This window comes from Mycobacterium sp. 050128, assembly GCF_036409155.1.
In the GTDB taxonomy this organism is placed as follows: Bacteria; Actinomycetota; Actinomycetes; order Mycobacteriales; family Mycobacteriaceae; genus Mycobacterium.
Genome location: NZ_JAZGLW010000001.1, coordinates 2792820 through 2816713, shown reverse-complemented (window position 1 = coordinate 2816713; position 23894 = coordinate 2792820). Strand labels below are relative to the sequence as shown.

General features: G+C 65.4%; 29 protein-coding genes. 14 read left to right on the top strand and 15 right to left on the bottom strand.

Going from position 1 to position 23894, the window contains the following annotated elements; translation table 11 throughout:
- Nucleotides 1–11: 11 nt before the first annotated feature.
- Nucleotides 12–830 carry an adenylate/guanylate cyclase domain-containing protein gene (locus SKC41_RS13665; protein ID WP_330978069.1) on the top strand — a complete coding sequence of 273 codons (819 nt, stop codon included), beginning with the start codon at nucleotides 12–14 and terminating at the stop codon, nucleotides 828–830.
- On the opposite strand, the gene SKC41_RS13660 is transcribed toward SKC41_RS13665, so the two are convergent.
- Nucleotides 797–982 carry a hypothetical protein gene (locus SKC41_RS13660; RefSeq protein WP_090605676.1) on the bottom strand — a complete coding sequence of 62 codons (186 nt, stop codon included), beginning with the start codon at nucleotides 980–982 and terminating at the stop codon, nucleotides 797–799. The two genes, SKC41_RS13665 and SKC41_RS13660, sit on opposite strands and share 34 nt — an antisense overlap.
- A 21-nt stretch (nucleotides 983–1003) precedes the next feature.
- Between SKC41_RS13660 and SKC41_RS13655 the strand changes: the two genes are divergently transcribed.
- The 3 genes from SKC41_RS13655 to SKC41_RS13645 are packed head-to-tail and all read left to right on the top strand — an operon-like array spanning nucleotide 1004 to nucleotide 2864.
- Complete coding sequence (locus tag SKC41_RS13655) at nucleotides 1004–1795, top strand: SDR family oxidoreductase (RefSeq protein ID WP_330978068.1); 792 nt, start codon at nucleotides 1004–1006, stop codon at nucleotides 1793–1795.
- Nucleotides 1796–1808: 13 nt separating this feature from the next.
- The gene (locus SKC41_RS13650) at nucleotides 1809–2180 is read left to right on the top strand and encodes a carboxymuconolactone decarboxylase family protein (RefSeq protein WP_330978067.1); all 372 of its coding nucleotides are present in this window, start codon (nucleotides 1809–1811) and stop codon (nucleotides 2178–2180) included.
- 3 nt (nucleotides 2181–2183) lie between these two features.
- Nucleotides 2184–2864, top strand: a complete 681-nt coding sequence (locus SKC41_RS13645) for a guanylate cyclase (protein ID WP_330978066.1) — start codon at nucleotides 2184–2186, stop codon at nucleotides 2862–2864.
- Here SKC41_RS13645 and SKC41_RS13640 read toward each other — a convergent pair.
- From SKC41_RS13640 to SKC41_RS13620, 5 genes are all read right to left on the bottom strand, one after another.
- On the bottom strand, nucleotides 2861–3184 hold the full coding sequence (locus SKC41_RS13640) for a putative quinol monooxygenase (RefSeq protein ID WP_330978065.1): 324 nt from the start codon (nucleotides 3182–3184) through the stop codon (nucleotides 2861–2863). The two genes, SKC41_RS13645 and SKC41_RS13640, sit on opposite strands and share 4 nt — an antisense overlap.
- Before the next feature lie 367 nt (nucleotides 3185–3551).
- Nucleotides 3552–4154 carry a peptidoglycan endopeptidase gene (locus SKC41_RS13635; RefSeq protein ID WP_442931609.1) on the bottom strand — a complete coding sequence of 201 codons (603 nt, stop codon included), beginning with the start codon at nucleotides 4152–4154 and terminating at the stop codon, nucleotides 3552–3554.
- Between the two features lie 163 nt (nucleotides 4155–4317).
- The gene (locus SKC41_RS13630) at nucleotides 4318–4812 is read right to left on the bottom strand and encodes a nitroreductase/quinone reductase family protein (protein WP_330978063.1); all 495 of its coding nucleotides are present in this window, start codon (nucleotides 4810–4812) and stop codon (nucleotides 4318–4320) included.
- Nucleotides 4813–4826: 14 nt separating this feature from the next.
- On the bottom strand, nucleotides 4827–5234 hold the full coding sequence (locus tag SKC41_RS13625; RefSeq protein WP_330978062.1) for a hypothetical protein: 408 nt from the start codon (nucleotides 5232–5234) through the stop codon (nucleotides 4827–4829).
- 42 nt (nucleotides 5235–5276) lie between these two features.
- Nucleotides 5277–5639 (bottom strand): hypothetical protein, encoded by a 363-nt coding sequence (locus SKC41_RS13620; protein ID WP_330978061.1) that lies wholly within the window; start codon nucleotides 5637–5639, stop codon nucleotides 5277–5279.
- A gap of 167 nt (nucleotides 5640–5806) precedes the next feature.
- On the opposite strand from SKC41_RS13620, the gene arr reads away from it, so the two are divergent.
- Entirely contained in the window at nucleotides 5807–6217 is a 411-nt protein-coding gene (gene arr / locus SKC41_RS13615; RefSeq protein ID WP_330978060.1) for an NAD(+)--rifampin ADP-ribosyltransferase, read from the top strand.
- Nucleotides 6218–6229: 12 nt separating this feature from the next.
- Here arr and SKC41_RS13610 read toward each other — a convergent pair whose 3' ends face one another.
- The 4 genes from SKC41_RS13610 to ychF all read right to left on the bottom strand — a co-directional run bounded on the left by SKC41_RS13610 (nucleotide 6230) and on the right by ychF (nucleotide 9261).
- Nucleotides 6230–6628 carry a VOC family protein gene (locus tag SKC41_RS13610; RefSeq protein WP_330978877.1) on the bottom strand — a complete coding sequence of 133 codons (399 nt, stop codon included), beginning with the start codon at nucleotides 6626–6628 and terminating at the stop codon, nucleotides 6230–6232.
- 319 nt (nucleotides 6629–6947) lie between these two features.
- Nucleotides 6948–7121 (bottom strand): hypothetical protein, encoded by a 174-nt coding sequence (locus SKC41_RS13605; RefSeq protein WP_330978059.1) that lies wholly within the window; start codon nucleotides 7119–7121, stop codon nucleotides 6948–6950.
- Between the two features lie 500 nt (nucleotides 7122–7621).
- A complete protein-coding gene (locus SKC41_RS13600; RefSeq protein ID WP_330978058.1) occupies nucleotides 7622–7987 on the bottom strand; it encodes a hypothetical protein in 366 nt (121 codons plus the stop codon).
- 176 nt (nucleotides 7988–8163) lie between these two features.
- Nucleotides 8164–9261 carry a redox-regulated ATPase YchF gene (ychF, locus tag SKC41_RS13595; protein ID WP_330978057.1) on the bottom strand — a complete coding sequence of 366 codons (1098 nt, stop codon included), beginning with the start codon at nucleotides 9259–9261 and terminating at the stop codon, nucleotides 8164–8166.
- A gap of 132 nt (nucleotides 9262–9393) precedes the next feature.
- Here ychF and SKC41_RS13590 point away from each other — a divergent pair, with 132 nt between their 5' ends.
- Entirely contained in the window at nucleotides 9394–10596 is a 1203-nt protein-coding gene (locus SKC41_RS13590) for a DUF6542 domain-containing protein (protein ID WP_330978056.1), read from the top strand.
- Between the two features lie 22 nt (nucleotides 10597–10618).
- Here the strand turns inward: SKC41_RS13590 and SKC41_RS13585 are convergent, their stop codons facing one another.
- Complete coding sequence (locus SKC41_RS13585) at nucleotides 10619–11617, bottom strand: 4-hydroxy-3-methylbut-2-enyl diphosphate reductase (protein ID WP_330978055.1); 999 nt, start codon at nucleotides 11615–11617, stop codon at nucleotides 10619–10621.
- A gap of 89 nt (nucleotides 11618–11706) precedes the next feature.
- On the opposite strand from SKC41_RS13585, the gene SKC41_RS13580 reads away from it, so the two are divergent.
- The 5 genes from SKC41_RS13580 to SKC41_RS13560 all read left to right on the top strand — a co-directional run bounded on the left by SKC41_RS13580 (nucleotide 11707) and on the right by SKC41_RS13560 (nucleotide 16215).
- On the top strand, nucleotides 11707–12315 hold the full coding sequence (locus tag SKC41_RS13580) for a lipid droplet-associated protein (protein WP_330978054.1): 609 nt from the start codon (nucleotides 11707–11709) through the stop codon (nucleotides 12313–12315).
- Nucleotides 12312–13571, top strand: a complete 1260-nt coding sequence (gene xseA / locus SKC41_RS13575; RefSeq protein ID WP_330978053.1) for an exodeoxyribonuclease VII large subunit — start codon at nucleotides 12312–12314, stop codon at nucleotides 13569–13571. Before SKC41_RS13580 ends, xseA begins: the two co-directional genes overlap by 4 nt.
- Nucleotides 13561–13821, top strand: a complete 261-nt coding sequence (locus SKC41_RS13570; protein WP_330978052.1) for an exodeoxyribonuclease VII small subunit — start codon at nucleotides 13561–13563, stop codon at nucleotides 13819–13821. Before xseA ends, SKC41_RS13570 begins: the two co-directional genes overlap by 11 nt.
- A gap of 61 nt (nucleotides 13822–13882) precedes the next feature.
- The gene (locus SKC41_RS13565) at nucleotides 13883–14989 is read left to right on the top strand and encodes a 3-beta-hydroxysteroid dehydrogenase (protein ID WP_330978876.1); all 1107 of its coding nucleotides are present in this window, start codon (nucleotides 13883–13885) and stop codon (nucleotides 14987–14989) included.
- A 74-nt stretch (nucleotides 14990–15063) separates the two neighbouring features.
- The gene (locus SKC41_RS13560) at nucleotides 15064–16215 is read left to right on the top strand and encodes an AI-2E family transporter (RefSeq protein ID WP_330978051.1); all 1152 of its coding nucleotides are present in this window, start codon (nucleotides 15064–15066) and stop codon (nucleotides 16213–16215) included.
- On the opposite strand, the gene SKC41_RS13555 is transcribed toward SKC41_RS13560, so the two are convergent.
- Both SKC41_RS13555 and SKC41_RS13550 read right to left on the bottom strand, forming a co-directional pair.
- Nucleotides 16196–16993, bottom strand: coding sequence for a dienelactone hydrolase family protein (locus SKC41_RS13555; protein ID WP_330978050.1), 798 nt, complete (start codon nucleotides 16991–16993; stop codon nucleotides 16196–16198). The two genes, SKC41_RS13560 and SKC41_RS13555, sit on opposite strands and share 20 nt — an antisense overlap.
- Nucleotides 16994–17004: 11 nt before the next feature.
- Nucleotides 17005–17676: a DUF4245 domain-containing protein gene (locus SKC41_RS13550; protein ID WP_330978049.1), complete on the bottom strand. Its 672-nt coding sequence runs from the start codon at nucleotides 17674–17676 to the stop codon at nucleotides 17005–17007.
- An 80-nt stretch (nucleotides 17677–17756) separates the two neighbouring features.
- Here SKC41_RS13550 and glpX point away from each other — a divergent pair, with 80 nt between their 5' ends.
- The 3 genes from glpX to SKC41_RS13535 are packed head-to-tail and all read left to right on the top strand — an operon-like array spanning nucleotide 17757 to nucleotide 21324.
- Nucleotides 17757–18842: a class II fructose-bisphosphatase gene (gene glpX, locus SKC41_RS13545; RefSeq protein ID WP_330978048.1), complete on the top strand. Its 1086-nt coding sequence runs from the start codon at nucleotides 17757–17759 to the stop codon at nucleotides 18840–18842.
- Between the two features lie 36 nt (nucleotides 18843–18878).
- Nucleotides 18879–20282, top strand: coding sequence for a class II fumarate hydratase (locus SKC41_RS13540; protein WP_330978047.1), 1404 nt, complete (start codon nucleotides 18879–18881; stop codon nucleotides 20280–20282).
- Between the two features lie 19 nt (nucleotides 20283–20301).
- Nucleotides 20302–21324, top strand: a complete 1023-nt coding sequence (locus tag SKC41_RS13535; protein ID WP_330978046.1) for a hypothetical protein — start codon at nucleotides 20302–20304, stop codon at nucleotides 21322–21324.
- A 7-nt stretch (nucleotides 21325–21331) separates the two neighbouring features.
- Here SKC41_RS13535 and SKC41_RS13530 read toward each other — a convergent pair whose 3' ends face one another.
- A complete protein-coding gene (locus SKC41_RS13530) occupies nucleotides 21332–22795 on the bottom strand; it encodes an adenylate/guanylate cyclase domain-containing protein (RefSeq protein WP_330978875.1) in 1464 nt (487 codons plus the stop codon).
- A 114-nt stretch (nucleotides 22796–22909) separates the two neighbouring features.
- Nucleotides 22910–23794 carry a polysaccharide deacetylase family protein gene (locus SKC41_RS13525; RefSeq protein ID WP_330978045.1) on the bottom strand — a complete coding sequence of 295 codons (885 nt, stop codon included), beginning with the start codon at nucleotides 23792–23794 and terminating at the stop codon, nucleotides 22910–22912.
- Nucleotides 23795–23894: the final 100 nt, after the last annotated feature.

Genomic DNA, 23894 nt, shown 5'->3' with positions numbered 1-23894 from the left:
GCTTTGCAAGGATGCGTTACGTGGGTGATGCACTGCATATCGCGGTCTACGTCCTGGCCGGACTTGCCGTGGTCGAAGCCTGCGGACTCGGTGTGATGTGGAGGTTGCTTGTTCGTAGCCGTGAGGAGGCCGAGGAGTTACGGCAACGTGCCGACGCCCGTAATTGGCTGATATCCGGTGGTCGCGAGGCCGTCAAGACGGTGTGGAACACCGCCACCGTGATGCGCAAGGAGGGCTTTGGCGCGGCGGTGCGCAGCAACATCGAAGACCTCGCCGACTGGGCCGAGGTCGAGCGGCCCGATCTCGCCCGGGTCACTCCCGACGGGCGGGTGGTGATTCTGTTCTCCGACATCGAGGAGTCCACCGCCATCAACGAGCGGATCGGCGACCGCGCCTGGGTCAGGCTGATCAGCTCGCATGACAAGCTCGTCTCCGGGTTGGTGAAGCGCCACTTCGGCCATGTGGTCAAGAGCCAGGGCGACGGCTTCATGATCGCCTTCGCCCGCGCCGAACAGGCGGTGCGGTGTGGCATCGAGCTTCAGCACGAGCTGCACCGGGACGCAAAACGCAAGCGGCACGAGGAGATTCGGGTGCGGATCGGCATCCACATGGGCCGCTCGGTACGTCGCGGCGATGATCTGTTCGGGCGCAACGTCGCAATGGCGGCGCGGGTCGCGGCTCAAGCCGTCGGTGGCGAAATCCTGGTGAGCCAGCCGGTGCGAGACGCGCTGCGCGACTGTGACGACATCTGGTTCGACGAGGGCCGCGACGTCGAGTTGAAAGGTTTTTCTGGCAATTATCGATTGTTCGCCGTGGAGTCCTCGCGCTGAATATCGGACTCGGCCAGCCGCTGGTGCAGCCGGGAGCGGATCTCGTCGGGGGTGTAAGCCCGGCGTTTGCGTTGATCGCGCACCACCAGCGCGCCCCCGGCGACGACACCGGCAACGCCGGCCAGGCCGACCCACTTCCAAATGCTGCGCATAGTTGACACGCTATTACCGCCATGGACACCCTTCGCGACAAGGTCGCCGTCATCACCGGAGCGGCCAGCGGCATCGGTCGCGCCATCGCCTACACCTTGGCCGACCGGGGCGCCCGCATCGTGGCGGTCGACCGCGACGACGAAGGCATCCAGCTCCTCGCCGAGGAGCGGGGGCCCGCGGTTGCGCCGCATCGCGCCGACGTGTCGGATCCCGAGGCATTCGAAGGCATTCGGGATGCGACGCTGCAGCAGTTCGGCCGGGTCGACATCGTGGTCAACAACGTCGGTGTCCTGACAAACGGCCTGCCACAAGACATTCCCGCTGCCGAATGGCTACGCATCCTCGACATCAACCTGATGTCGGTGGTCCGCAGCAACGCCGCATTCCTGCCGCTGCTGCTGGATCAGGGCAGCGGGCATCTGGTCAACACCGCGTCGTTCGCCGGACTCTTCACCTACTCCTACGACCGAATGCCGTACGCGGCGAGTAAAGCCGCGATCGTACAGATCAGCGAGGGGCTGGCAATCTACCTGCGGCCCAAGAACATTGGCGTCACTCTGCTGTGCCCGGGGCCAGTTCTGACGAATATCGCGGCCGACGTGCCGAGCTTCGGCAGCGGCGCGCCACTGCGCATTCCCGGCGAGCAGTTCGACTTGCTCGACCCGGCGACCGTCGGAGAGTTGGTCGCCGACGCGATCCTGCACAACCGATTCTTCGTGCCCACTCATCCGCAAGTGGTCGAGGAGTTGCGCCGACGCCTCGCGGACTGGGATGGCTACATCGACTACCAGATCTCTCGCGAGCCCCTATGAAAGGTGATGACCGATGACTGATGCACGCGCTGCGGGACTGGAAGTGTTCAAGGAGATGCTGCCGGGCCTGATCCCGGACGACGCCACCAGCCTGCGTGACGACGGCGTTGCCGGCGAACTCCTCGAGCTGGGTCTCGATCATGTCTTCGGATCGCTATGGACGCGGCCAGGATTGGATCGCCGCTCGCGCAGCCTGGTCACCCTGGGCGCGCTGATCGCGCTGCGAGCCTCGGAGGAACTGAAGGCGCATTTCCCGATCGCCGTGCGCAACGGGCTGACCATCGAGGAAATCGGCGAGGTCATCTATCACATGACCGGCTACGCGGGTTATCCGGCGGCCGCCAGTGCGCGCGCTGTCGCGCGTGACGTGCTGGAGAACTCCTAAGCCATGCTCACCCTGGACCAGGCGCTGAACGAGACCCGAACCGGCGACCTCTGGTTGTTCCGCGGCGGTTCGCGACCCGACCGTGCCATTCAGACCCTGACGAACAGTCCGGTGAACCACGTCGGCATGACCGTGGCCATCGACGACCTGCCGCCGCTGATCTGGCATGCCGAACTCGGCGACAAGCTCGCCGACATGTGGACCGGGACCAACCATCGCGGCGTGCAGCTCAACGATCTGCACCAGGCCGTCCTGCAGTGGAACGAGCGCTACCACCAACGTTGCTGGCTGCGACAGCTGACGCCGCATCCCACCCGCGAACAAGAGGACAAGCTGCTGCGGGTGATCGCGCGGATGGACGGCACCGCGTTTCCGACCACAGCGCGCCTGACCGGCCGCTGGTTTCGTGGCCGGCTACCCACCGTTTACGACTGGACGAAGGGAATCCCCTTCGTAGACAAAAAAGTTCGGGACTCGACGCAGCGACGCAAGGAACGTCAGCGCATGGGCCTGGAAACGGCGTACTGCGCCGAGACGGTGGCGATCACGTACGAGGAAATGGGATTGCTCAACACCCAGAAGTACTCGAATTACTTTGACCCGGGCTCGTTCTGGAGTGGCGACACACTTCCGCTGGCGACGGGGTATGCGCTGGGCGAAGAAATCGAAGTGGCCGTCGGCTAGTCGACCGACATCTCCCCCATCTCCGACCACCCTGTCGCGTCGATCGTCTGATTGATGATCTTGGGCGTGGACTTCAGGGCCTGTGGGAGCTCTTGCATCGCCTGCTTGAAGTGTTCGCTGTTGACGTGGACGCCGCCGGCGTCACCGTCGCGGAATGCCTCGACCAAGACGTACTCTGCCGGGTTCTCCAAGCTGCGCGACCACTCGAACCACAGGTTGCCCGCTTCGGCGCGGGTGGCCGCGGTGAAGGAGGCGACCAGGTCCGGCCAGCGGTCGGTCCAGTCGGGCTTGGTTTCGAACTTGACGACGATGAAGATCATTGCGGTCCCCGCTCCCGCTCGCAGCTCTCAATGCGCCTGCCTGCCCGACCCCGACGGGCAGCGCCAGGATATACGGGCGGCGGCGTGTGCTGTCAGGGGCAGTGTATTCCGGCTCCGTGCGACCGCGGCGTCACGCAATAGCAAAGTCCGCCTAGATGTCTTAATCGACTTCTAGGCGGACTTTGCATTGGTTCTGCGCTAATCGCATTTGCGGCGACACTCGGTCGGATGTGACGTGGCCCACAACGATGTGGTTTTATCGACTACTTCACTGATGGTTACTTATGCCAATCGCGCAGTGCGATCAGTGTGATCCACGTCGCAGTTAATTCCGCGAAATACGATAACGCGCGCAAATTCCGATTCTTTATGAACTTGGAATTCCCGGATCGCCGGGCGGAGGCAAATCCGGGGCCGGCGGAGGCGGCATATCGGGCGCGACGGCACCGACCAAAACGGGCGGCGCGTCGGGCGGTGGCGGCGGTGCGTCCGGCGGCGCAGGCGGCATACCGGGCAGCCCCATGGGAGCGCCGTCACCGTCCGCGGGCATCGGCAGGAACATGTGTTGGGTGAATCCGGGCTGGTAAGCGCCGGCACCACCGACGTGCACCCCGCCACGCTCGCCGCTGGACACCGGCGTGCCGTCCGGCAGGGTCACTGCCGTGTGGCCACCGTTCCAGCCGACAACCAACGCGTTGGGAGCCGTTCCATATTGAAAGCCCCGCGCCAATAGCGCGGCTTCTTCATTTCCTGTATTAAATCGGTTTCCGTAAACCGGCCTGTCGGTCGCAGCATTGACAACCCACGAGACCAGCCCCGAACAATCGGTACCAGCGGGAGAGTCTCCACCCACAATATAGGGCGTCCCGGATACCTGATTGATCAGCGACATCAACGATGCAAGAACAATCATGCGGAGGGACACTAGCAACAAGCTAGTTAGCAAGCCAAAATTTGTGGCGCGCGTCACGTGTCAATTAAATAATGGCCTACGCCGCACGTACAGCAAATAAGTCACGAGAATGCGTAGTTCGCGAAACGGGTTTACCGCGCTCGCGACTTTGTTCGCTTTCGACCGTCGCCCGGTCGACATCGGCCTGCTCGCGTCGCGCGCGGGCGAAGTCCGCGTGGTCCTAGGCTGGCTTGAGGCGGAAAACCGGAATCCGTCGCCCAGCGGCCTTGACGCGGTAGTCGGCGTAGTTGACGCAAACGTGCTCGGCAAGCGCGTACAGCCGCTCGTAGTCGTCGGGATCGGTGACCTCCACCGCCACGAAGTGCTCGTCGCCGAGTCGGCATTCGGGATGGGCCTTCAGGTTGTGGTACCACTGCGGATTCTTGGGCTGCCCCAGGTACGAGGCGACCAAGATCGCGTCGGGCCCGTCATGAAAGTAGGCGAGTTGATGCTCGCGCGGCCGGCCCGATTTGGCGCCCGTGCTGATCAAGGGTGCCGATGAAAGTCCGCCCAGGATGGAGGGGTAGCGCCCGCCCGTGACGCGGTACAGCCACGGGTCGATGTGCCAGAACAGATGTCGCGCCATGAAGCCACCGGTTCGCGAGCGTCCGAAGCGTTCCAACATCCGATACCAGCGGCCGTACTCCACGGTCGGGTCGACATAGCGCAGCGCCATTGGGGCGACTCTACTCATCGGCCTGGCAGGGTTCTGCTCGCCTGCCGCATCACTGCCGGCACCGTGCTCGCCAGATCCGCCCGACTCTTGGCGAAGCCACGAATCGCGCGATAGAAAGACCACATCTGTTGCAGCGTAGGGACTTTCGGCACCCAGCCAGCTCCCTTGGGTTCGTCTGTGACGAGAACGTCGCGCGTGAGCAAGAAATCGCGATGAAAGCGGTCGATCTCTTTCTTGCCGCGGGCCCACAGCGCAATGTGATTGATACCGACCGCCTGCTCGGCGTGCCTCAGTTTTCCTCCAGTGCGGGCCGGCTGGATACCAATGTAGCTGTGCGGGTTGATATTACGCGTCATGTAGTAAATCGACCGGTACTCCATGTGCAACGACGAGAAACTGCTGCAGCCAAGCCAGCCGAACAATGCGTCGTAGAACGCGACGGAGTGCTGGGCGCCGCTGTTCTGCTAGACCGGCGTCCATATCCCGTTGTTGAAGAATCCCCACACACCGGTGGTCGGGTTCCACATCAAATGCGCCTGCGGGGCCCAGGCCGGCGGCGGCGGGGCCGGCGGCGCCCACGGCGGCGGAGGTCCCCAGGAGCCCCAGCCCGCCGGTGCCGGACCTTGCCAGTCGTGGCACTGATTCCAGTCCCAGTGATAGTTGGTGCCCCAGGCCGGATCCCATTGCTGACCAGGGCACCAGTGGTTGGTCGGCGTGGGAGCTGGGGTAGCCCGGGCCACCCCAGCGGCGAGGCCCAACGCGGACAACGCCATCGCCCCAGCGACCGCCAGTCGAACCCACGGACCGGTGCGCCTTACCGTTGCCATCTCCTAAGAATGGTCGGCGCGCGCCGTCTCCGCCAGACCTCGAACGGGAATTCGGCCGGGATACTGCTGCGCGGCGGTCTTACCGCCACCCATCGTCACGGCCACCCATCGGCACGGCCAGCGCGCTGACCGTCCGAGCGGAAACGACGGCCGCGTAGCCTGTGCCGATGGATGCGGCGCTAGACGAAGGTCCGTTCTTCCACGGGACAAAAGCTGAACTCAGGGTCGGCGACCTGCTCACGGCGGGCTTTCGTTCCAACTACCGACCGGAAATCACCATGAACCACGTCTATTTCACCGCCCTGCGCGACGGTGCCGGGTTGGCGGCCGAGCTCGCGGCCGGCGACGGCACGCCGCGCGTGTATCTCGTCGAACCGACCGGTGCGTTCGAGGACGATCCGAACGTCACCGACAAGAAGTTCCCCGGCAATCCGACCCGCTCCTATCGCACCCGCGAACCGCTGCGGGTCATCGCAGAAGTCGACGACTGGATACGGCTGTCACCGGAAGCACTTCAGGCGTGGCGCGACCGATTGGCCGCGCTGCGCGCCGACGAGCGCGGCGAGATCATCAACTGAGCCGGTTGAGAGTCACATCCCGAATTTTTGGCGGGCCTCGTCGGTGACGGGAGTAAACAGGTTGACCAGGTTTCCGTCGGGGTCGCGGAACAACAGCGCACGATTGCCCCACGGCATCGTCGTCGGCTCGGTCACGACCTCGCTCAACTGCCCGCGAAGGCGCGCAAACTCGGCGTCCACATCCTCGACGAGGAACTCCAGGATCGCGCTGCGGTTGGCTGCCGCCTCAGCAGAGCCGACTCCGAATAGCGGCACGGTCTTGTCACTTCCGATGGCCAGCGTCGCGACTTCGGCCGCAATCTCGGCGAACAGTTCGTTACCCCAGACCGCGGCGGTTCCGGTGACCATCTCGTAGAAAGCGACGAGCCGATTGACGTCCGCCGTGATGAGGCGAGTCGAAATGAACTTCATGAGGAGTCCTTGGCTACTCGGGTAGCGCGGCCTGCCGACCGCGCCTTCGCACCAGACGCTAGCCAGCCCCTCCGACACCACCGATCCGGCGTGCGGCGATCTTGCCGTGGTCTTAGACGAAGTGTCGACGCGCTCGGTCAGCCCGATATTTCCGTTGCTCACGATATTTCCGTTGCCCGCGATTTTCCAAAATTTCATTTCAGCCGATTCCGTCCGCTCGACGCAGCATTCGACAGCGGGGAATCTCGTGGTAACCGCGCTAGCCGCCCAGCGCAATCCCGACTAGCCATTCCATTGGTTCACCTGCCGTACTGGCTCCTTATTCCCATAAGGTGGACATCCTGCTCTCGCCATCTTTCGGGGAGTCGCAGGTACCGCACTGCATCCCGGTTCCGTTGCCGTAGCACTCGCTGAAGCATTCCGCCTGGCCAAAGCCGATGATCAGCAGGAACGCCGCAATCGTGGTCGCAATCAGTGTTGCAATAGTGTTCATTAGTGACTTCCTTAAAACTTTATTACTAAATATTTCGCTGCGGGAATACCCGCAAACAAAGAGCGCATCGAATCAACAAAGACTCAACGAATACCATGGCTGTGCATTTAGGCATATTACGTAAGCGCAATCGCCTCACGAACGCGCAGTAAAATGCTTAAGTAGCCGAAAATGTTAGAATCAAGTCGCCCAACGATTTCTGGGCCGAAATAATGGCTTCTAGAGCACATTGACTTGTAATTTCTGAGTCTACCACTAATTTGCCGATAGTGATATAGCGCACATCGGGATAAAAAGTTGTCGGCGTCCAGGGAATGTCGGCCGCTTGCCACTTGCGTCTGCACCTGCCCGCAGGGCAGCCACAACCTGTCCCGAGGCCAACCGCGAAAGTGGTTGAACCTGAGCGCGATTGGATAGGGCCCTGCGCCTCGCTGCTGCCGCTCAGACGTTGAACGGAACTCCACGACGTCGCCGTCGGCCAGGCGAGGTCAGCGTGACGGTCAATTATTCAGTCTGTCCGCGGCTTCACGAGCCAGTGCACCGGCACGCCGGTAAGCGGCCAAAAACATGACGGCGATGCCCAGCTGTAGAGCCAGGGTCGGCACCATGTGAACCGGTCGAACCAGTCCGCTGGCCATTGCGTAGCCGCCAGCAGCGGCCAGTCCCAGAACGACCGGGCACACCGTGAGCAACAGGATCCCGCGCCGTGCGACCGGTTTGCGGTCGGCCCACACCAACAGCGCGGCCCAGCCAGCCATCAAAGCCGCACCCAGGCCGGCGACGTATCGGTAATCAGCGCCGGGCGCAAACGAATTCACGCCGAGCATCGCCGCAGCCACACCGGGCACCAACAGCGGTATTACCATTGCGGCATCCACCACCGCCCCAGTCCAATACGCAAAGTGCAGAAGAGCGTAGCTTCCAGGAACAGACCGAACGCGGCTCATGGACGTACCTCCGATTCGGAGTGACGCTATTTCCACTTGAGGTAGTGGTCAAGCCGCCTGACGCAGCCGTCCATCTCCTGCTGGTAGCTCCGCTGTTAGGCCTTGCTCTTGGACGTAGAGGTTGTTCCAAACCGGAATTCCACGACGTCGCCGTCGGCCATCACGTAGTCCTTGCCTTCCATCCGGACCTTGCCGGCCGCCTTGGCGGCCGCCATCGACCCGGCCTCGATCAAGTCGTCATAGGACACGATTTCGGCCTTGATGAAGCCCTTCTCGAAGTCGGTGTGGATCACCCCCGCCGCCTTGGGCGCGGTATCGCCCTGATGAATCACCCACGCGCGTGCCTCTTTTGGGCCTGCCGTCAGGTAGGTCTGCAGCTTCAGAGTGTGAAACCCGGCCCGCGCCAACGCATCTAGTCCGCGCTCGGTCTGCCCGATGGACTCCAGCAGCTCGGCGGCCGACTCGTCATCGAGCTCCTGGAGTTCGGCCTCGATCTTCGCGTCGAGGAACACCGCGTCGGCGGGTGCGACCATCGCGCGCAGCTCGGCCTTTCGGTCCTCGTCGGTGAGCACCGACTCGTCGGCGTTGAACACGTACAGAAATGGCTTGGTCGTCATCAGGTTCAGCTCGCGCAGCGGTGACACGTCGACACCGGCCGCAAACAGCGTCTTGCCCGAGTCCAGCAGGGCCTCGGCAGCGACGGCCGCCTCGTGTACGGGCTTGCGCTCCTTGTTGTTGCGGGCTTCCTTCTCCAGGCGCGGGACGGCTTTCTCCAATGTCTGCATGTCGGCGAGGATCAGCTCGGTCTCGATCACCTCGATGTCGGAGCTCGGGTCGACCTTGCCGTCGACGTGCACGACGTCGTCGTCGGCGAACACCCGCACCACCTGGCAGATCGCGTCACACTCGCGGATGTTGGCCAGGAACTTGTTGCCCAGCCCGGCGCCCTCGGAGGCACCCTTCACGATTCCGGCGATGTCGACGAACGTCACAGGCGCCGGCACGATCTTCTCGGAACCGAACAGCTCGGCCAGCTTGTCCAGGCGCGGGTCGGGCAGCGCCACGACGCCCTCGTTCGGTTCGATCGTCGCGAACGGGTAGTTCGCCGCTACCACGTTGTTGCGGGTCAGCGCATTAAACAGGGTCGACTTGCCCACGTTGGGCAGGCCCACGATTCCCAGGCTCAGGCTCACGGGGAACCAAGTTTAGGGCTCCGCGCAGCGCTCGGGTGCCGCGGCTCATTTCGCGCGCGCCGCCGTGGCACGCCCGGCATCCCTAACAAGGTATTTACGGGGGTTTTCGTACATTGCCGGTACGGTCTACATGTGTCAGCGCAGCGGGGAACCTCGGCAGTAGAAGCTGCCCATCGCTCGATCTACCCCGGCATCGCAGGGGTGCCGTCGTGGATAGCCCTGCTCATCGCCGTTACCGCGACTGCCATTGGGTATGGCATCGACTCCGGCTCCGGTCACAAGGAGCTGACCGGCATCTTCGCTTGCCTCTATATAGCGGGCTGCGTGCTGGCGGTGCTGGCCGTACGCCAGGAAGGTCTGTTCACCGCGGTCATCCAGCCGCCGCTGATCCTTTTCTGCGCGGTGCCGGGCGCCTACTGGCTGTTCCACGGCGGCAAAATCGGCAGCGTCAAAGACCTGCTGATCAACTGCGGCTATCCGCTCATCGAGCGCTTCCCCTTGATGCTCGGCGCCGCCGGCGGTGTGTTGCTGATCGGCCTGATCAGGTGGTATCTGGGGATGTCGCAGCGACCGACCGCGAGTGACGCGGCTGAGGACACCGCGACCGCCGGCGTTGCGGAGAAGTCGCCCTTCCTGCGGGCCGTCAGCACGAAACTGAACTCACTGCTGGGCGTCGGGTCATCGGATGACGACGCCGACGCAGAAGAGCCCATCGACGCACAGCGCCGCTCCACCAAAGCCTCGACCAGAACCAGCCGCACGGAGCGCAGCGGCCGGTCCTCGGCAAGTTCCGCCCGAAGCCGGTCCCGGCACGCCCGCCCGTCGCCGGAGGAGGAGCACGACCCTGCGGCCGAGCGGCCACGGCGGCGGCGCCAGACCCCGCCGCGCGACTACGACCCCGCCGACCCGCCGCCCCGGTCCGCGCGGCGCCGTCCGCGACCGCAGGGCGATCTCGACCAGCGCGGCCAATCGCAGCGGGAAGGCCGTCGGGACCCGCGCAGCCGCCGCAATCCCTACGAGCGCCCGGCGCCGCGCGGCAGTCGATACGAGGACTACGACCGCTACGATCCGTCGGAGCCATTGCGCCGCTACCAGTCCTATGAGCCGTACGAGTCCTATCAGCCCGCCTCGGAGTCCCGGCGCGAGCACGCCGCGGCGAGCGGGACGAACGGCACCGACCCGTCGCACCACCCGATTTCGCAGGTGCGCTACCGCGGATCGGGCAAATCCGACGAGCGCCGCGGTGAGCCGCGCGGGGACCGCCGCGGTCGGTCTCGGACAAATGGCCGGCCGGCGGAGCGTCCCCCGGCCGAATCCTGGGAGTACGACGCCTAACCCGTGCCGTGAGCGGGAAGGGTCAGAGCAACGACCGGATTTCCCGCGGCAGCGCGAACACCAGCGTCTCCTGCGCCGTGGTCACCGGTTGCACCACGTCGAAGCCGGCCTCGGCCAGCCGCTCCAGCACGCCGCGCACCAGCACCTCGGGAACCGACGCGCCGGAGGTGACCCCGACCGTGGTGACCCCCTGCAGCCAGGCCGGGTCGATGTCGTCGGCCCAGTCGACCAGGTAAGCAGCCATAGCGCCGCCGCCCAGCGCCACTTCCACCAGGCGCACCGAGTTCGACGAATTGCGGGATCCGACGACGATCACCAGCTCGCACTCGGGCGCCATCGCCTTGACCGCGACCTGGCGGTTCTGGGTCGCGTAACAAATGTCGTCGCTGGGCGGATCCTGCAGCTTCGGGAAGCGTTGCCGCAGCCGCTCAACGATCTCCATGGTTTCGTCGACCGACAGCGTGGTCTGCGAGAGCCACACCACCTTGTTCTCGTCGCGGATCGTCACGTCGTCCACGGAGGCGACCCCGTCGACCAGCTGCACGTGGTCGGGCGCCTCCCCGGCGGTGCCGATGACCTCCTCGTGGCCCTCATGGCCAATCAGCAGGATGTCGTAGTCGTTGCGGGCGAAGCGCCGGGCCTCGTTGTGCACCTTGGTGACCAAGGGGCAGGTGGCGTCGATGGTGTGCAGGTTACGTTCGGCGGCCGCGGCGTGCACGGTCGGCGCGACGCCGTGGGCGGAGAACACCACGATGGCGCCCTCGGGGACCTCATCGGTCTCCTCGACGAACACCGCGCCGGCCTTTTCCAGGGTGTCGACCACGTGCCGGTTGTGCACGATCTCGTGGCGCACATAGACCGGCGCACCATGCTTCTGCAGTGCGCGCTCCACCGTTTCGACCGCCCGGTCCACACCCGCGCAGTAGCCACGAGGCTCGGCCAGCAGCACTCGCTTACGGGCCGGATCGTTGGCTACAGAGCTGGATGCGCCGGGAATTCCCATGTCGACAGTCGGCGCCATGTGCTCCAGGGTACGTTCCGCCGACACGGGGTCGCCAGCTAGCGGCGCTGGGCTTGGCGTTAGCCGCTGCTTAGGGCAATCTTGGACCCATGGCTTCTGCACCGTACGGGGTTCGGCTATTGGTCGGCGCGGCGACGGTCGCCGTCGAAGAGACCATCAGACTGCCGAAGACCATCCTGATGTATCCGATGACGTTGGCCAGTGAGGTCGCCCACATCGTGATGCGGTTCCAGCAGAATCTCGCGGAGCTGGTGATCAAGGGCGACTCGACCCTGGAATCCATTTTCCCGCCCAAAGACGAAAAGCCGGAATGGGCAACGTTCGACGAGGACACCGAAGTCGCCTTGGACACCTCGGACGGGGGTTTCGCCGAATTGCCGGATGGCGCCGGCGGCGATCGCCGCGCCGAGGGGCGCTTCGCGCTGTACTCCGTGGCCGACGCGCACGAAGACGCCAGCGCACTGCTCAATCCCACCGGGCAATCGAAGAAGCCAACGGCCAACCCGGCGGTTCCGGAGCCGTCGGTGGCAGCCGAACTCGACTATCAGACGCTGACACTGGCCCAGCTGCGCGCCCGAGTGCAGTCGCTGACCGTCGACGACCTCGAAGCCCTGCTGGCCTACGAGCAGGCCACCAAGGCCCGAGCACCGTTTCAGACGTTGCTGGCCAACAGGATCACCCGCGCGTCCGCGAAGTGACCCGAGCGGCGAATTCGGACGCGAACTCGGCCGAGAACCCGTTCCCGGTTCGTGCCGTCGCGATCCGCGTTGCGGGCTGGATCGACAGGCTCGGAACCGTATGGGTAGAAGGGCAATTGGCCCAGATCAACATTCGGGCCGATTCCAAGACCGTGTTCATGGTGCTGCGTGACCCGGCCGCCGACATGTCGCTGAGCGTGACGTGTCCGCGCGACCTGGTGCTGGGCGCGCCGGTGAAATTGGTCGAGGGCACCCAGGTGGTGGTCTGCGGAAAACCGTCGTTCTACACCGGGCGTGGCACGTTCTCGTTGCGGCTGTCCGAGATTCGCGCCGTCGGCGTCGGCGAACTACTGGCCCGCATCGAACGGCTGCGCCGGCTGCTGGACGCCGAGGGCCTCTTCGACCCCAGGCTTAAACGCCCAATCCCCTTCCTGCCGAACATGATTGGGTTGATCACAGGCCGAGCCAGTGCCGCCGAGCGCGACGTGACGACGGTGGCCGGCGCCCGCTGGCCCGCGGTGCGTTTCGCGGTGCGCAATACCGCGGTGCAGGGGCCTAACGCGGTCGCCCAGATCGTCGAGGCGCTCTTCGAACTCGATCGGCACCTCGAAGTGGACGTGATCGTGCTGGCCCGCGGCGGCGGCAGCGTCGAGGACCTGCTGCCGTTCTCCGACGAGACGCTGTGCCGCGCGATCGCGGCCTGCCGCACCCCGGTGATCAGCGCCGTCGGCCACGAGCCCGACAACCCGCTATGCGACCTGGTTGCCGATCTGCGCGCGGCCACCCCGACCGATGCGGCCAAAAGGGTAGTCCCGGACACCGCCGCGGAGCAGCGCGGAATTCAGGACCTGCGCCGGCGCAGCGCCCAGGCACTGCGCAATTGGGTGTCTCGCGAACAGCGGGCGCTGGCTCAACTGCGCAGCCGCCCGGTGCTGGCCGAGCCGCTGGCGGCGTTGACGGCGCGCACCGAGGAGATCCACCGCGCCCGTTCGGCCGTACGCCGCGACATCACCCGGTTGGTCGCCGCCGAATCCGATCGCGTCGGCCACCTGGCCGCGCGGCTGGCCACGCTGGGCCCGGCGGCGACCCTGGCCCGCGGGTACGCGGTGGTGCAGGCCGTTCCGGTGGACGGCGCCCCCGGCGCCATGCACGTGCTGCGCTCGGTCGACGAAGCGCCGGCCGGCACCCGGCTGCGGGTGCGCGTTTCCGACGGCGCCGTAGCGGCGGTGAGTGAGGGGCTGACCGATGGTCAATGACAAAGACGGCGGCGCGGACAAAGCAGAGGCCGAATCGGTTACGCCCATTAGTCAACTGGACTATGAATCCTGCCGCGACGAGCTGATCGAAGTCGTGCGCCTTCTCGAGCAGGGCGGGCTGGACCTCGATGCGTCGCTGCAGCTGTGGGAAAGAGGCGAAAAACTGGCAAAACGCTGCGAAGAGCACTTAGCTGGCGCCCGCAAGCGAGTGGAGGATGCACTGGCGGCGGGGCAGGGCGACGACGCTTAGATCGAACCGTCTATGCAAAGCGAATCGTGTCATTTTTTCGGAACTGTAACGTGTTTCAGTTATCCTGTCCGGCATGGGTGATCCATCACTGACAACCGAACTCGGCCGCGTCCTGGTCACCGGCGGCTCCGGGTTTGTCGGCGCCAACCTGGTGACCACCTTGCTCGACCGCGGATACTCGGTACGTTCCTTCGACCGCGCGCCCTCGCCGCTGCCCCCGCACTCGCGCCTGGAAGTGCTGCAGGACGACATCACCGACAAGGATGTCTGCGCGCAGGCGGTCGACGGCATCGACACGGTTTTCCACACCGCGGCCATCATCGAGCTGATGGGCGGCGCGTCGGTGACCGACGAATACCGTCAGCGCAGCTTTGCGATCAACGTCGGCGGCACCCAGAACCTGGTGGACGCCGGGCATGCCGCGGGCGTGCAGCGGTTCGTCTACACGTCGTCCAACAGCGTCGTGATGGGCGGCCAGCCCATCGTCGGCGGCGACGAAACCCTGCCCTACACCACGCGATTCAACGACCTCTACACCGAGACCAAGGTCGTCGCCGAGCGATTCGTGTTGTCCCAGAACGGCGTTGACGGCATGCTTACCTGCGCGATCCGTCCCAGTGGCATTTGGGGCCGCGGCGACCAGACGATGTTCCGCAAGCTGTTCGAGAGCGTGATCGCCGGCCACGTCAAGGTGCTGATCGGCCGCAAGTCAGCCCGGCTGGATAACTCTTACGTGCACAACCTGATTCACGGCTTCATCCTGGCCGCCCAGCATCTGGTGCCCGGTGGCACCGCGCCCGGTCAGGCCTACTTCATCAACGACGACGACCCGATCAACATGTTCGAGTTCGCCCGGCCGGTAGTGGAGGCATGCGGCCAGCCCTGGCCGCGAATTCGGGTCAACGGCCCCATCGTCCGGGCTGCGATGACCGGCTGGCAGCGGATGCACTTCCGGTTCGGAATCCCCGCGCCACTACTGGAACCGTTGGCCGTCGAGCGGCTGTACCTGGACAACTTCTTCTCGGTCGCCAAGGCATCCCGCGACCTCGGCTATCAGCCGCTGTTCACAACCGAGAAGGCGTTGGACGACTGCCTGTCCTACTACGTGGACATGTTCGGTCAGATGAAGACGCAGGCCGAGGCGGCCAAAGCCGGCGCCAAGCGATAGCGCGTACTCCGCCCAAAAACACCGCCTGGGGCTAAGGTTCAGCTCAACGGCGACGCGGAGGGCGGCGGGTTGGCATGAACACCGAATTCACGCTCACTCAGAAACGTGCCCTCGCGGTGCTCACCCTGGTCGCGCTGCTGTTCGGTGCCTACTTCCTGCGCGACTTTTTCGTGCTGATCGTGGTGGCCGCGGTGGGCGCGTATTTGTTCACGCCACTGTTCAATTGGTTCAACAAGCGTCTCGGCACCGGCCTGTCGGCGACCTTCACGTTGTTGTCGGCGCTGGCGATGGTCATCGTGCCGGTCGGCCTATTCATCGTGTTGGCCGTCGTCCAGATCTCCCGGATGATCGACAGCATTTCCGGGTGGGTCAAGACCACCGACCTCAGCGGGCTCGGCGACAAAGTCCTGCACATCGTCAACGACCTGGCGGCCCGAGTTCCGTTCCTGCACATCACCATTAATGCGGAGATGCTGCGAAAGGCGATGGTCACCGGCGCGCAAAATGTCGGTCAGTGGCTGTTGCACACCTTACAGGGCGCTGCGGGAAGCGCCTTCGGAGCCATCACATACGGGATCATCTTTTTATACCTGTTTCTCGCGTTGCTGGTGCACCGAGAGAGGTTGCGCACGTTGATCGGTCAACTCAACCCGCTGGGCGAGGAAGTCACGGACCTATACCTGAAGAAGACCGGTGCGATGGTGCGCGGCACCGTGTTCGGCCAGTTCGTCATCGCGTTGTGCCAAGGTGTCGCGGGCGCGGGGTCGATCTACCTCGCCGGATTTCACCACGGATTCTTCATTTTCGCGATCCTGCTGACGGCGCTGTCGATCATCCCGTTGGGCGGCGGCATCGTGACGATTCCGTTCGGTATCGGAATGATCTTCTACGGCAACATCTTCGGCGGCGCATTCGTGATTCTGTGGCATCTGCTGGTGGTCACCAACATCGACAACTTCTTGCGCCCCATCCTGGTGCCGCGCGATGCGCGGTTGAATTCGGCGCTGATGCTGCTGTCGGTGTTCGCCGGTATCGCCATGTTCGGGCCCTGGGGCATCGTCATCGGACCGGTGCTGATGATCCTGATCGTGACGACACTCGACGTCTACCTGGCGGTCTACCAGGGCGTCGAGCTGGTGAACCCCGACGACGACGCACCCGCGCGCCGCAGCTGGCTGCCACGTCGGAAGGCCGAACAGCCAGCGGTTAAGTCAGCCGCTCAGTGAGGAATTCGACGACTCGCTTGCGGGCCTCGTAAGCCGGCTGGCCGTCGATCTCACGGACCTCGTCGGTGAGCACCGAGTGCGCCATCTTGGCGAAACCGTGTTCGTTGCCCGGGCGCGAATCGATCTCGATCACCTCGAACGCGTCGCCGAGTCGCTCCTTGAGCGCGGTGAAGCGGCCCCGCGGAGACATCCAGTCCTCGCTGAATCGCAAGCCGATGGCGCACAAACCGTCGTTGGCGGCGCGCTCTGCGATCCTGGTCAGCTCGGATTCGCTGAGCCCGGTATCGCTACGACGAGTCGGGCCCAGCGGCAACGGTACCGACGGCTGACTCAGCACCGGCGCCAGCACACTGTCATCGACCGCGGCAGCCAGCGCGAAGCCGCCGGTGAAACACTGGCCGATCACCCCGACGCCTTTGCTTCCGGTGGACTCTTTGAGGTCACGGGCCAGTGCGCGCAGGAACAACGACACCGGCCGCTGCTTGTTCGTTGCAAAAGCGGCGAATTCCTTTGCCACACATGCCCGTGCGACGACCGTGGCGGTATAGCCCACCGTCTTGGCCTTGCCGGGCACTCCGAACAACGATGGAATCGCGACCGTGAAACCGTTGTCCACCAAGTGATTACCCAAGCCCAGTACACCGGGATGGGCCCCCGGTATCTCGGGAATCACCATCACCCCGGGGCCGCTGCCCTTGCGGTAGACGTCATGGGTGTAGCCGCCACCGGTGAACGGTGCGGCCACCCATCCGGACAAATCCGCTTCGGGTGCCCTCATGCGGGTCGCTCCTATCGGCTGGTCGGCAGGGGCGACTGCGACTGCGTCGCCGCCGCCAGCGTACGGAACTGATCGGGGTTTGCGGCACCCGTGATCGCGATCTGGGTGGTTCCACCCGGGCCGGTCAGCTTGGTGGTCCAGACCGGCTCGGCGTCGGCGCCGCTGTCACCGGAACCGCGATAGACGATCCAGTTCGTTCCCCCGACGTCGACCGTTCCGGTCGGATACGCCGACGGATGGATCGAGGCGATCAGCTTGTCCTCATCGGCGTTGCTCTGCGTCAGGCTCAGATACATTCCCGTCGGGCCGATGTATCCCACCGTCGAGGTGGCCGCGCCCAGGCGCTGACCATTGGACATGCGCCCATTCTCGATGCCGCCGCGGCCACCGGAGTTGGGCTGCCAGCCCTCGGGCAGCTGCGGCATTCGGATCGGAAAGCCCAGCGTCTGAGCATCCGCGCGCAGGGCCGTCGCCGCATCGTACGACGGAATTGCGCCCTTGTTCGGCCCGGTCGGCTGGAACGAACACATCCCGACCATGCCGGCCAGCAGGATGCATCCGATCACCAGCGGCGCCAGCGACCAGAACATGTCGCGGCCGTCCTGCAGCAACCGGGGTTTGGCGGGCCGGGCCGCCGGTGCCGGCTCACCGGCCTGGTCGGCGTTGGGCTGTTCCTCGGTCACCCCGCCAGTATCCCAGCCCGCCGCTGGCAGCCACAGCCCAGATCCAGCGGACCGATCAGCTTCTGGGAGAATCAGCAACCATGACAGCATCGGGCGGATCCGGTTCGTCTTCGACCGCGACTGCGGGCTCTGACCCGCAGGTACGGGCACGCCGCGAGGCCCCGGACCGCAACCTGGCCCTGGAACTGGTCCGGGTCACCGAGGCCGGCGCGATGGCCGCCGGCCGCTGGGTCGGCCGTGGCGACAAGGAGGGCGGCGACGGTGCGGCCGTCGACGCGATCCGTGAACTGGTCAACTCGGTGTCCATGCGCGGGGTGGTCGTGATCGGAGAAGGCGAAAAAGACGAGGCGCCGATGCTCTACAACGGCGAGGAGGTCGGTAACGGCGACGGCCCGGACTGCGACTTCGCCGTGGACCCCGTGGATGGCACCACGCTGATGAGCAAGGGCATGCCCAACGCCATCTCGGTGCTGGCGGTGGCCGATCGCGGCGCGATGTTCGACCCGTCGGCAGTGTTCTACATGAACAAGATCGCCGTCGGGCCCGAGGCCGCGCACGTGCTGGACATCACCGCGCCGATCGCCGACAACATCCGCGCGGTCGCCAAGGTCAAGGACCTGTCGGTGCGCGACATGACGGTGTGCATCCTGGATCGGCCGCGCCACGGTCAGCTCATCGAAGATGTCCGCGCCACCGGTGCCCGTATCCGGCTGATCACCGACGGTGACGTCGCCGGCGCCATCTCGGCGAGCCGGCCCAATTCGGGCACCGACTTGCTGGCCGGCATCGGCGGCACCCCCGAGGGCATCATCGCCGCGGCGGCGATCCGCTGCATGGGCGGGGCCATCCAGGCGCAACTGGCACCTCGCGACGACACCGAACGCCGCAAGGCACTCGACGCCGGCTACGACCTGGACCAGATCCTGACCACCGAGGATCTGGTGTCCGGCGACAACGTCTTCTTCTGCGCCACCGGGGTCACCGACGGCGATCTGCTCAAGGGCGTCCGGTACTACCCGGGCGGCTGCACGACCCAGTCGATCGTGATGCGGTCGAAGTCGGGCACCGTCCGGATGATCGAGGCCTACCACCGGCTCTCGAAGCTCAACGAATACTCCGCGATCGACTTCACCGGCGACAGCAACGCTGCCTATCCCCTGCCGTAACCGCGCCAGCACACCCCAACGAAGAGGAACTCATTCATGGCCGAAAGCGCCGAATATCGCATCGAACACGACACCATGGGCGAGGTACGTGTACCCGCAAAGGCGTTGTGGCGAGCGCAAACCCAGCGCGCTGTGGAGAACTTTCCGATTTCCGGCCGGGGCCTCGAGCGCGCGCAGATCCGGGCGCTGGGGCTGCTGAAGGGCGCTTGCGCGCGGGTGAACGCCGACCTCGGGCTGCTGGCGCCGGAGAAGGCCGACGCGATCATCGCCGCGGCGGCCGAGATCGCCGACGGTAAACACGACGACCAGTTCCCGATCGACGTCTTCCAGACCGGCTCGGGCACCAGCTCCAACATGAACACCAACGAGGTGATCGCGTCCATCGCGGCGGCCAACGGCGTTACGGTGCACCCCAACGACGACGTCAACATGTCGCAGTCGTCCAACGACACCTTCCCGACCGCCACCCACATCGCGGCGACCGAAGCCGCGGTGCGCCATCTGATCCCGGCGCTCGAGGTCCTGCACGACGCGCTCGCGACCAAGGCCGGCGAATGGCACAGCGTGGTCAAGTCCGGCCGCACCCACCTGATGGACGCCGTCCCGGTCACACTCGGCCAGGAATTCAGCGGCTACGCCCGACAGATCGAGGCGGGGATCGAGCGGGTGCGCGCCACGCTGCCGCGCCTCGGTGAGCTGGCCATCGGCGGAACCGCGGTGGGCACCGGCCTCAACGCTCCCGACGGCTTCGGCGCCAAGGTGGTCGAGGCGCTGGTCGCGTCGACTGGGCTGTCCGAATTGCGCACGGCAGCAAACTCGTTCGAGGCTCAGGCGGCGCGTGACGGCCTGGTGGAGGCGTCCGGTGCACTGCGCACCATTGCCGTGTCACTGACCAAGATCGCCAACGACATCCGCTGGATGGGGTCCGGGCCGCTGACCGGTTTGGCCGAGATCGCGCTGCCGGACCTGCAGCCGGGTAGCTCGATCATGCCGGGCAAGGTCAATCCGGTTCTGCCAGAGGCGGTTACGCAGGTGGCCGCCCAGGTGATCGGCAACGACGCCGCCGTCGCGGTGGGCGGCTTGTCGGGCGCGTTCGAACTCAACGTCTACATCCCGATGATGGCCCGCAACATCTTGGAATCCTTCAAGCTGCTGAGCAACGTGTCAAAGTTGTTCGCCGAGCGCTGCATCGTCGGCCTGAAGGCCAATGAAGAGCACCTGCGCGAGTTGGCCGAGTCGTCGCCGTCGATCGTGACCCCCTTGAACTCGGCCATCGGTTACGAGGAAGCCGCCGCCGTGGCCAAGCAAGCGCTCAAAGAGCGCAAGACGATCCGTCAGACCGTGATCGACCGCGGCCTGATTGGCGACAAGTTGTCGATCGAGGAACTGGACCGCCGGCTAGACGTGCTGGCGATGGCCAAGGTCAAACCGGCGAAATAAAAGTGGGGGTGGTTCTGCTATGACGGTTCCTCCAGGCGGCCCGTACGGACAAGATCCGTACGGCGCGAATCCGTATGGGCAGGGCCCTTATTGGGGTGGCCCACCGCAAGGGGGCCCGCCTCCGGGCGGCCCTCCCCCGTACCCGCCCGGCGGTCCCTACTCGGGGCCGCAGAGCGGTGCCTACCCTTACCCGCCGACGGGTCCGTTCACCAATCCCCAAGGCGGGATGGATCCTTCGTATCCGGGCCAGCCCTACGGTCAGACCGGGGGACAGCAGTATCCCCCCGGCTGGCCGCCCGGCTCCTACCCACCGGGACCGCCGCCGAACGGACCTCGGTCGAACATGCCATGGCTGATCGTCGCCGGCATCGCGGTGCTGGGTGTCATCGCGCTGGTGGTGATCCTCGTCGTCAGTCTGAACAACGAGCCCAAGGGGCCCAAAGCCAATCCGTCGACGACGACGGCCGCGCCGACGTCGCAGCAGCCGGGTGGTTCGGGTCAGACCGCAAGCGATTGCACGCCGAATGTGTCCGGTGGCGATAAGCCCGCGGGCGGTGCGCCGATCAAGGCGGGCAAGTTGTCGTTTCCGGCCAGCGCGGCACCCGGATGGGTGCCGTTTTCGGATGACCAGACTCCGAATCTCATTGGCGCAGTAGGGCTGGCGCAGGAGGTGCCGGGCGCCAGCCAATGGGTGATGCAGGCCGAGGTCGCGATCAGCAACTTCGTTCCCAGCATGGACGTCAGCACGCAGGCCGCGAAGTTGATGAATTGCGTGGCCGAAGGCCCGGGCTATTCGAACGCCTCACCCACGCTGGGTCCGATCAACAAGTCGTCGATCACGGTTGAGGGAATCAAGGCAGCCCGGGTGGACGCCGATGTCACGATCGCCGACCCCGCCCGCAAGGTGAAGGGCGACTCCGTGGTCATCATCGCGGTCGACACCAAGCCGGTCACCATCTTCCTGGGCGCAACGCCCATCGGCGATTCAGCCTCGGCGGGACTGCTCAGCCAGGTGATCGGATCGCTGAAGGTCTCGAAGTAAGGCGGTTTCAGGCGGGGCCCGCGGGCGCCGACACGTGGGTGGCTTCGGAGCGGCCGCGAAGCACGGTGGAATAGCACTGCGCCCAGTGACCCCGTTCGGTCTCGTCGGCCCGGTCGATGGCCGCCGCCGAGCACAGGATGCGCCGATCCGAGGTCTTGGCCAGATCCGCCAGGCGTGCGGCCTCGTTGACCGCATCTCCGATCACGGTGTATTCATACCGGTTTTCGGCGCCGATGTTGCCGGCGAAGACCCGGCCCGCCGACACCCCGATACCGAAATCGACGGGGAGGCGGCGCAGTTGGGTACCCAGCGTGCGCGCCGTAGCCAGTGCCGCCGATGACGGCTCGCCCGTGCGCAGGGGTACCCCGAAGATCGCCAGCGCGGCATCGCCCGCGAATTTGTTGATCAGGCCGCCGTGTTCGTCGACGGCGCCGACCACGATGCGGAAAAAGTCGTTGAGCACGTCGGCAACCTCTTGGGGCGGATGGCTTTCCGCGAGCTGAGTCGAACCCACCAGATCGATGAACAGCACCGCCGCCTCGGCCACATCGCCCGACAGCGACGCACCCTCTTCGATCGCGCGCTGGGCGACGTCGGCCCCGACGTGACGCCCGAACAGGTCGCGTAGCCGGTCACGCTCGGCGAGACCGGCCACCATACGGTTGAATCCCGTTTGCAGGCGCCCGATTTGGGATCGCTCGTACGCGCCGACGGTGGTGTCGATGTTGCCGCGCTCGACCTGAGCCATCGCGTCGACGACTTCGCCGATCGGATCCGAAATCGATCGCGACGTCAGGATCATCGTGGGCAGCCCGAGCAGCAGCGCGGCCAGCGACACCACCAGGATCGGCACGTCCAGCGACGCGGACTTCTGAATCAGCCAACCGTAGGTGCGCAGCACCACCAGGGTGGCGACGATGCCGATGGGAAGTGCGCTGACCAGAAACCAGAGTATGACCAGTCGCGCGAACACACCGGGCACCGCCAGCCGAGGCTCGAGCCCCCGGGTCGCCGCGCCCATGACGGGGCGCAGGGTGCGTTGCGCGAGCAGCATTCCCGTGCCCGCGGCGGCCGGGGCACCCAGCGCCACGCCGAGCACCATCGGCAACAGCAGGGCGGCGCCGCCGTCGAGATTGACCAGGAGCAGGATCGCGCCGGCCAGACCCCAGGCCACCATCAGGATCGCGGTTTGGCGGCCGGCGAGTTTCATCGCGGCTTCGCGCTGCGCAACGGTGGGTTCTGCGCCGGCCGCATACCACCGCAGCGTCGGGGCAAGGCTGACCATGCCGGCCACCGCCACACCGACGGTCCCCGCCGCAACCAGCACCACGATCGTCGGCGTGTTCCTTTGCGCGAAATCGACGTCGGTGTTGAGGAATGTGTGGCCGCGCAGCGGAATCAGGATGGCGGCAACGTCGATGACGGCGATGACGTAGGACAGGGCAAGGTCGATCGCGTATTCGATGGACAGCCTGCGAGCTGACTTGCGCTGCGCCGGCCCGGATGTCGCCGCCTGATCGCGCGATCGCCGACCTCGCAGCCAGTCTGCTGCTTTGCTCACCCTCTCAAGGTAGTCGCGCGGCGCTCACGCACCGTTATTTGGCCCACCCGAGTTCTGGCCGGGGATGTCGGTGATCGGGAAATTCGGCATCGGCCTGGGCGACGGCGTGTTGGGCAGCGTCGGGATGTCGGCGGGCGGGATGTCGTGAAGTTCGTTGGCGGGCGGCCCGTTTTCGCGGCTGCCGTAGCTGCTGCCCGGCGCCCGCGAACCAAGCAGTTCGCTGACCGTCACCAGGCGGTAGCCGTTGGCCTTGAGCACCGGAATGAACTGATACACCAGGTCGACGGTGCTCGAGTAGGTGTCGTGGAACAGCACTACCGAGCCGGGCTTGATGTAGGTCATCAGCATGTACCGCGTCGCGGCGGTGTTCGAATCGTTTGCCCAATCGAAAGGGATGACATCCCACAGGATTTCGGCCAACCCATAGCGGGCGGCGGTCTGGCGCACATCGGGGGTGGACAGCCCGCCGGCCGGACGATACAGCGTCGGGGTCCGCCCGGTCGCGCCGCTGATCGCGTCGTTGGCCTTGGCGAACTGCGGCGCGACGTCTTCGGGCGGGATCGTCGTCATGTTGGGGTGTTCCCAGGTGTGGTTGCCGATTTCCATGCCGGCGTCGGCGATGCGCCGGGCGCCGGCCGGGTTGGCGGCCACCTTGTTGCCGATCAGGAAGAAGGTGGCCTTGGCGTCTGGGATGCCACTGTCCTTCAGGACTTGCAGCAGCCGCTCGTCGAACGGACTTGGCCCGTCGTCGAAGGTCAGCGCGACACACTTGACCACCGAGCAGCTCAGATTGTCGGCGCGCGTCACGTGCCCGGTCAGGCCACCGATCACCAGTACCGCACCGGCAGCCACGACACCGAACACGGTCCGCCAATAGCGCCAGGCCTGGCTGTCGGGTCGTTTCGGCACCTTGGCAGCCTACTCGCCCTCGAGTGCGCAACCTGGGCGTCGAGTGTGCGTCCAGGGCGATTAAACGGCTGAAATCCCGCCGCCGGCGCGCACTCGACGC

Coding starts and splice junctions, on each gene's coding strand:
- SKC41_RS13665 (WP_330978069.1), top strand. CDS start 12: ATGCGTTACGTGGGTGATGCACTGCATATCGCGGTCTACGTCCTGGCC.
- SKC41_RS13660 (WP_090605676.1), bottom strand. CDS start 982: ATGCGCAGCATTTGGAAGTGGGTCGGCCTGGCCGGCGTTGCCGGTGTC.
- SKC41_RS13655 (WP_330978068.1), top strand. CDS start 1,004: ATGGACACCCTTCGCGACAAGGTCGCCGTCATCACCGGAGCGGCCAGC.
- SKC41_RS13650 (WP_330978067.1), top strand. CDS start 1,809: ATGACTGATGCACGCGCTGCGGGACTGGAAGTGTTCAAGGAGATGCTG.
- SKC41_RS13645 (WP_330978066.1), top strand. CDS start 2,184: ATGCTCACCCTGGACCAGGCGCTGAACGAGACCCGAACCGGCGACCTC.
- SKC41_RS13640 (WP_330978065.1), bottom strand. CDS start 3,184: ATGATCTTCATCGTCGTCAAGTTCGAAACCAAGCCCGACTGGACCGAC.
- SKC41_RS13630 (WP_330978063.1), bottom strand. CDS start 4,812: ATGGCGCTGCGCTATGTCGACCCGACCGTGGAGTACGGCCGCTGGTAT.
- SKC41_RS13620 (WP_330978061.1), bottom strand. CDS start 5,639: ATGGCAACGGTAAGGCGCACCGGTCCGTGGGTTCGACTGGCGGTCGCT.
- arr (WP_330978060.1), top strand. CDS start 5,807: ATGGATGCGGCGCTAGACGAAGGTCCGTTCTTCCACGGGACAAAAGCT.
- SKC41_RS13610 (WP_330978877.1), bottom strand. CDS start 6,628: ATGAAGTTCATTTCGACTCGCCTCATCACGGCGGACGTCAATCGGCTC.
- SKC41_RS13605 (WP_330978059.1), bottom strand. CDS start 7,121: ATGAACACTATTGCAACACTGATTGCGACCACGATTGCGGCGTTCCTG.
- SKC41_RS13600 (WP_330978058.1), bottom strand. CDS start 7,987: ATGGTAATACCGCTGTTGGTGCCCGGTGTGGCTGCGGCGATGCTCGGC.
- SKC41_RS13585 (WP_330978055.1), bottom strand. CDS start 11,617: ATGGCGCCGACTGTCGACATGGGAATTCCCGGCGCATCCAGCTCTGTA.
- SKC41_RS13580 (WP_330978054.1), top strand. CDS start 11,707: ATGGCTTCTGCACCGTACGGGGTTCGGCTATTGGTCGGCGCGGCGACG.
- SKC41_RS13570 (WP_330978052.1), top strand. CDS start 13,561: ATGGTCAATGACAAAGACGGCGGCGCGGACAAAGCAGAGGCCGAATCG.
- SKC41_RS13560 (WP_330978051.1), top strand. CDS start 15,064: ATGAACACCGAATTCACGCTCACTCAGAAACGTGCCCTCGCGGTGCTC.
- SKC41_RS13555 (WP_330978050.1), bottom strand. CDS start 16,993: ATGAGGGCACCCGAAGCGGATTTGTCCGGATGGGTGGCCGCACCGTTC.
- glpX (WP_330978048.1), top strand. CDS start 17,757: ATGACAGCATCGGGCGGATCCGGTTCGTCTTCGACCGCGACTGCGGGC.
- SKC41_RS13540 (WP_330978047.1), top strand. CDS start 18,879: ATGGCCGAAAGCGCCGAATATCGCATCGAACACGACACCATGGGCGAG.
- SKC41_RS13535 (WP_330978046.1), top strand. CDS start 20,302: ATGACGGTTCCTCCAGGCGGCCCGTACGGACAAGATCCGTACGGCGCG.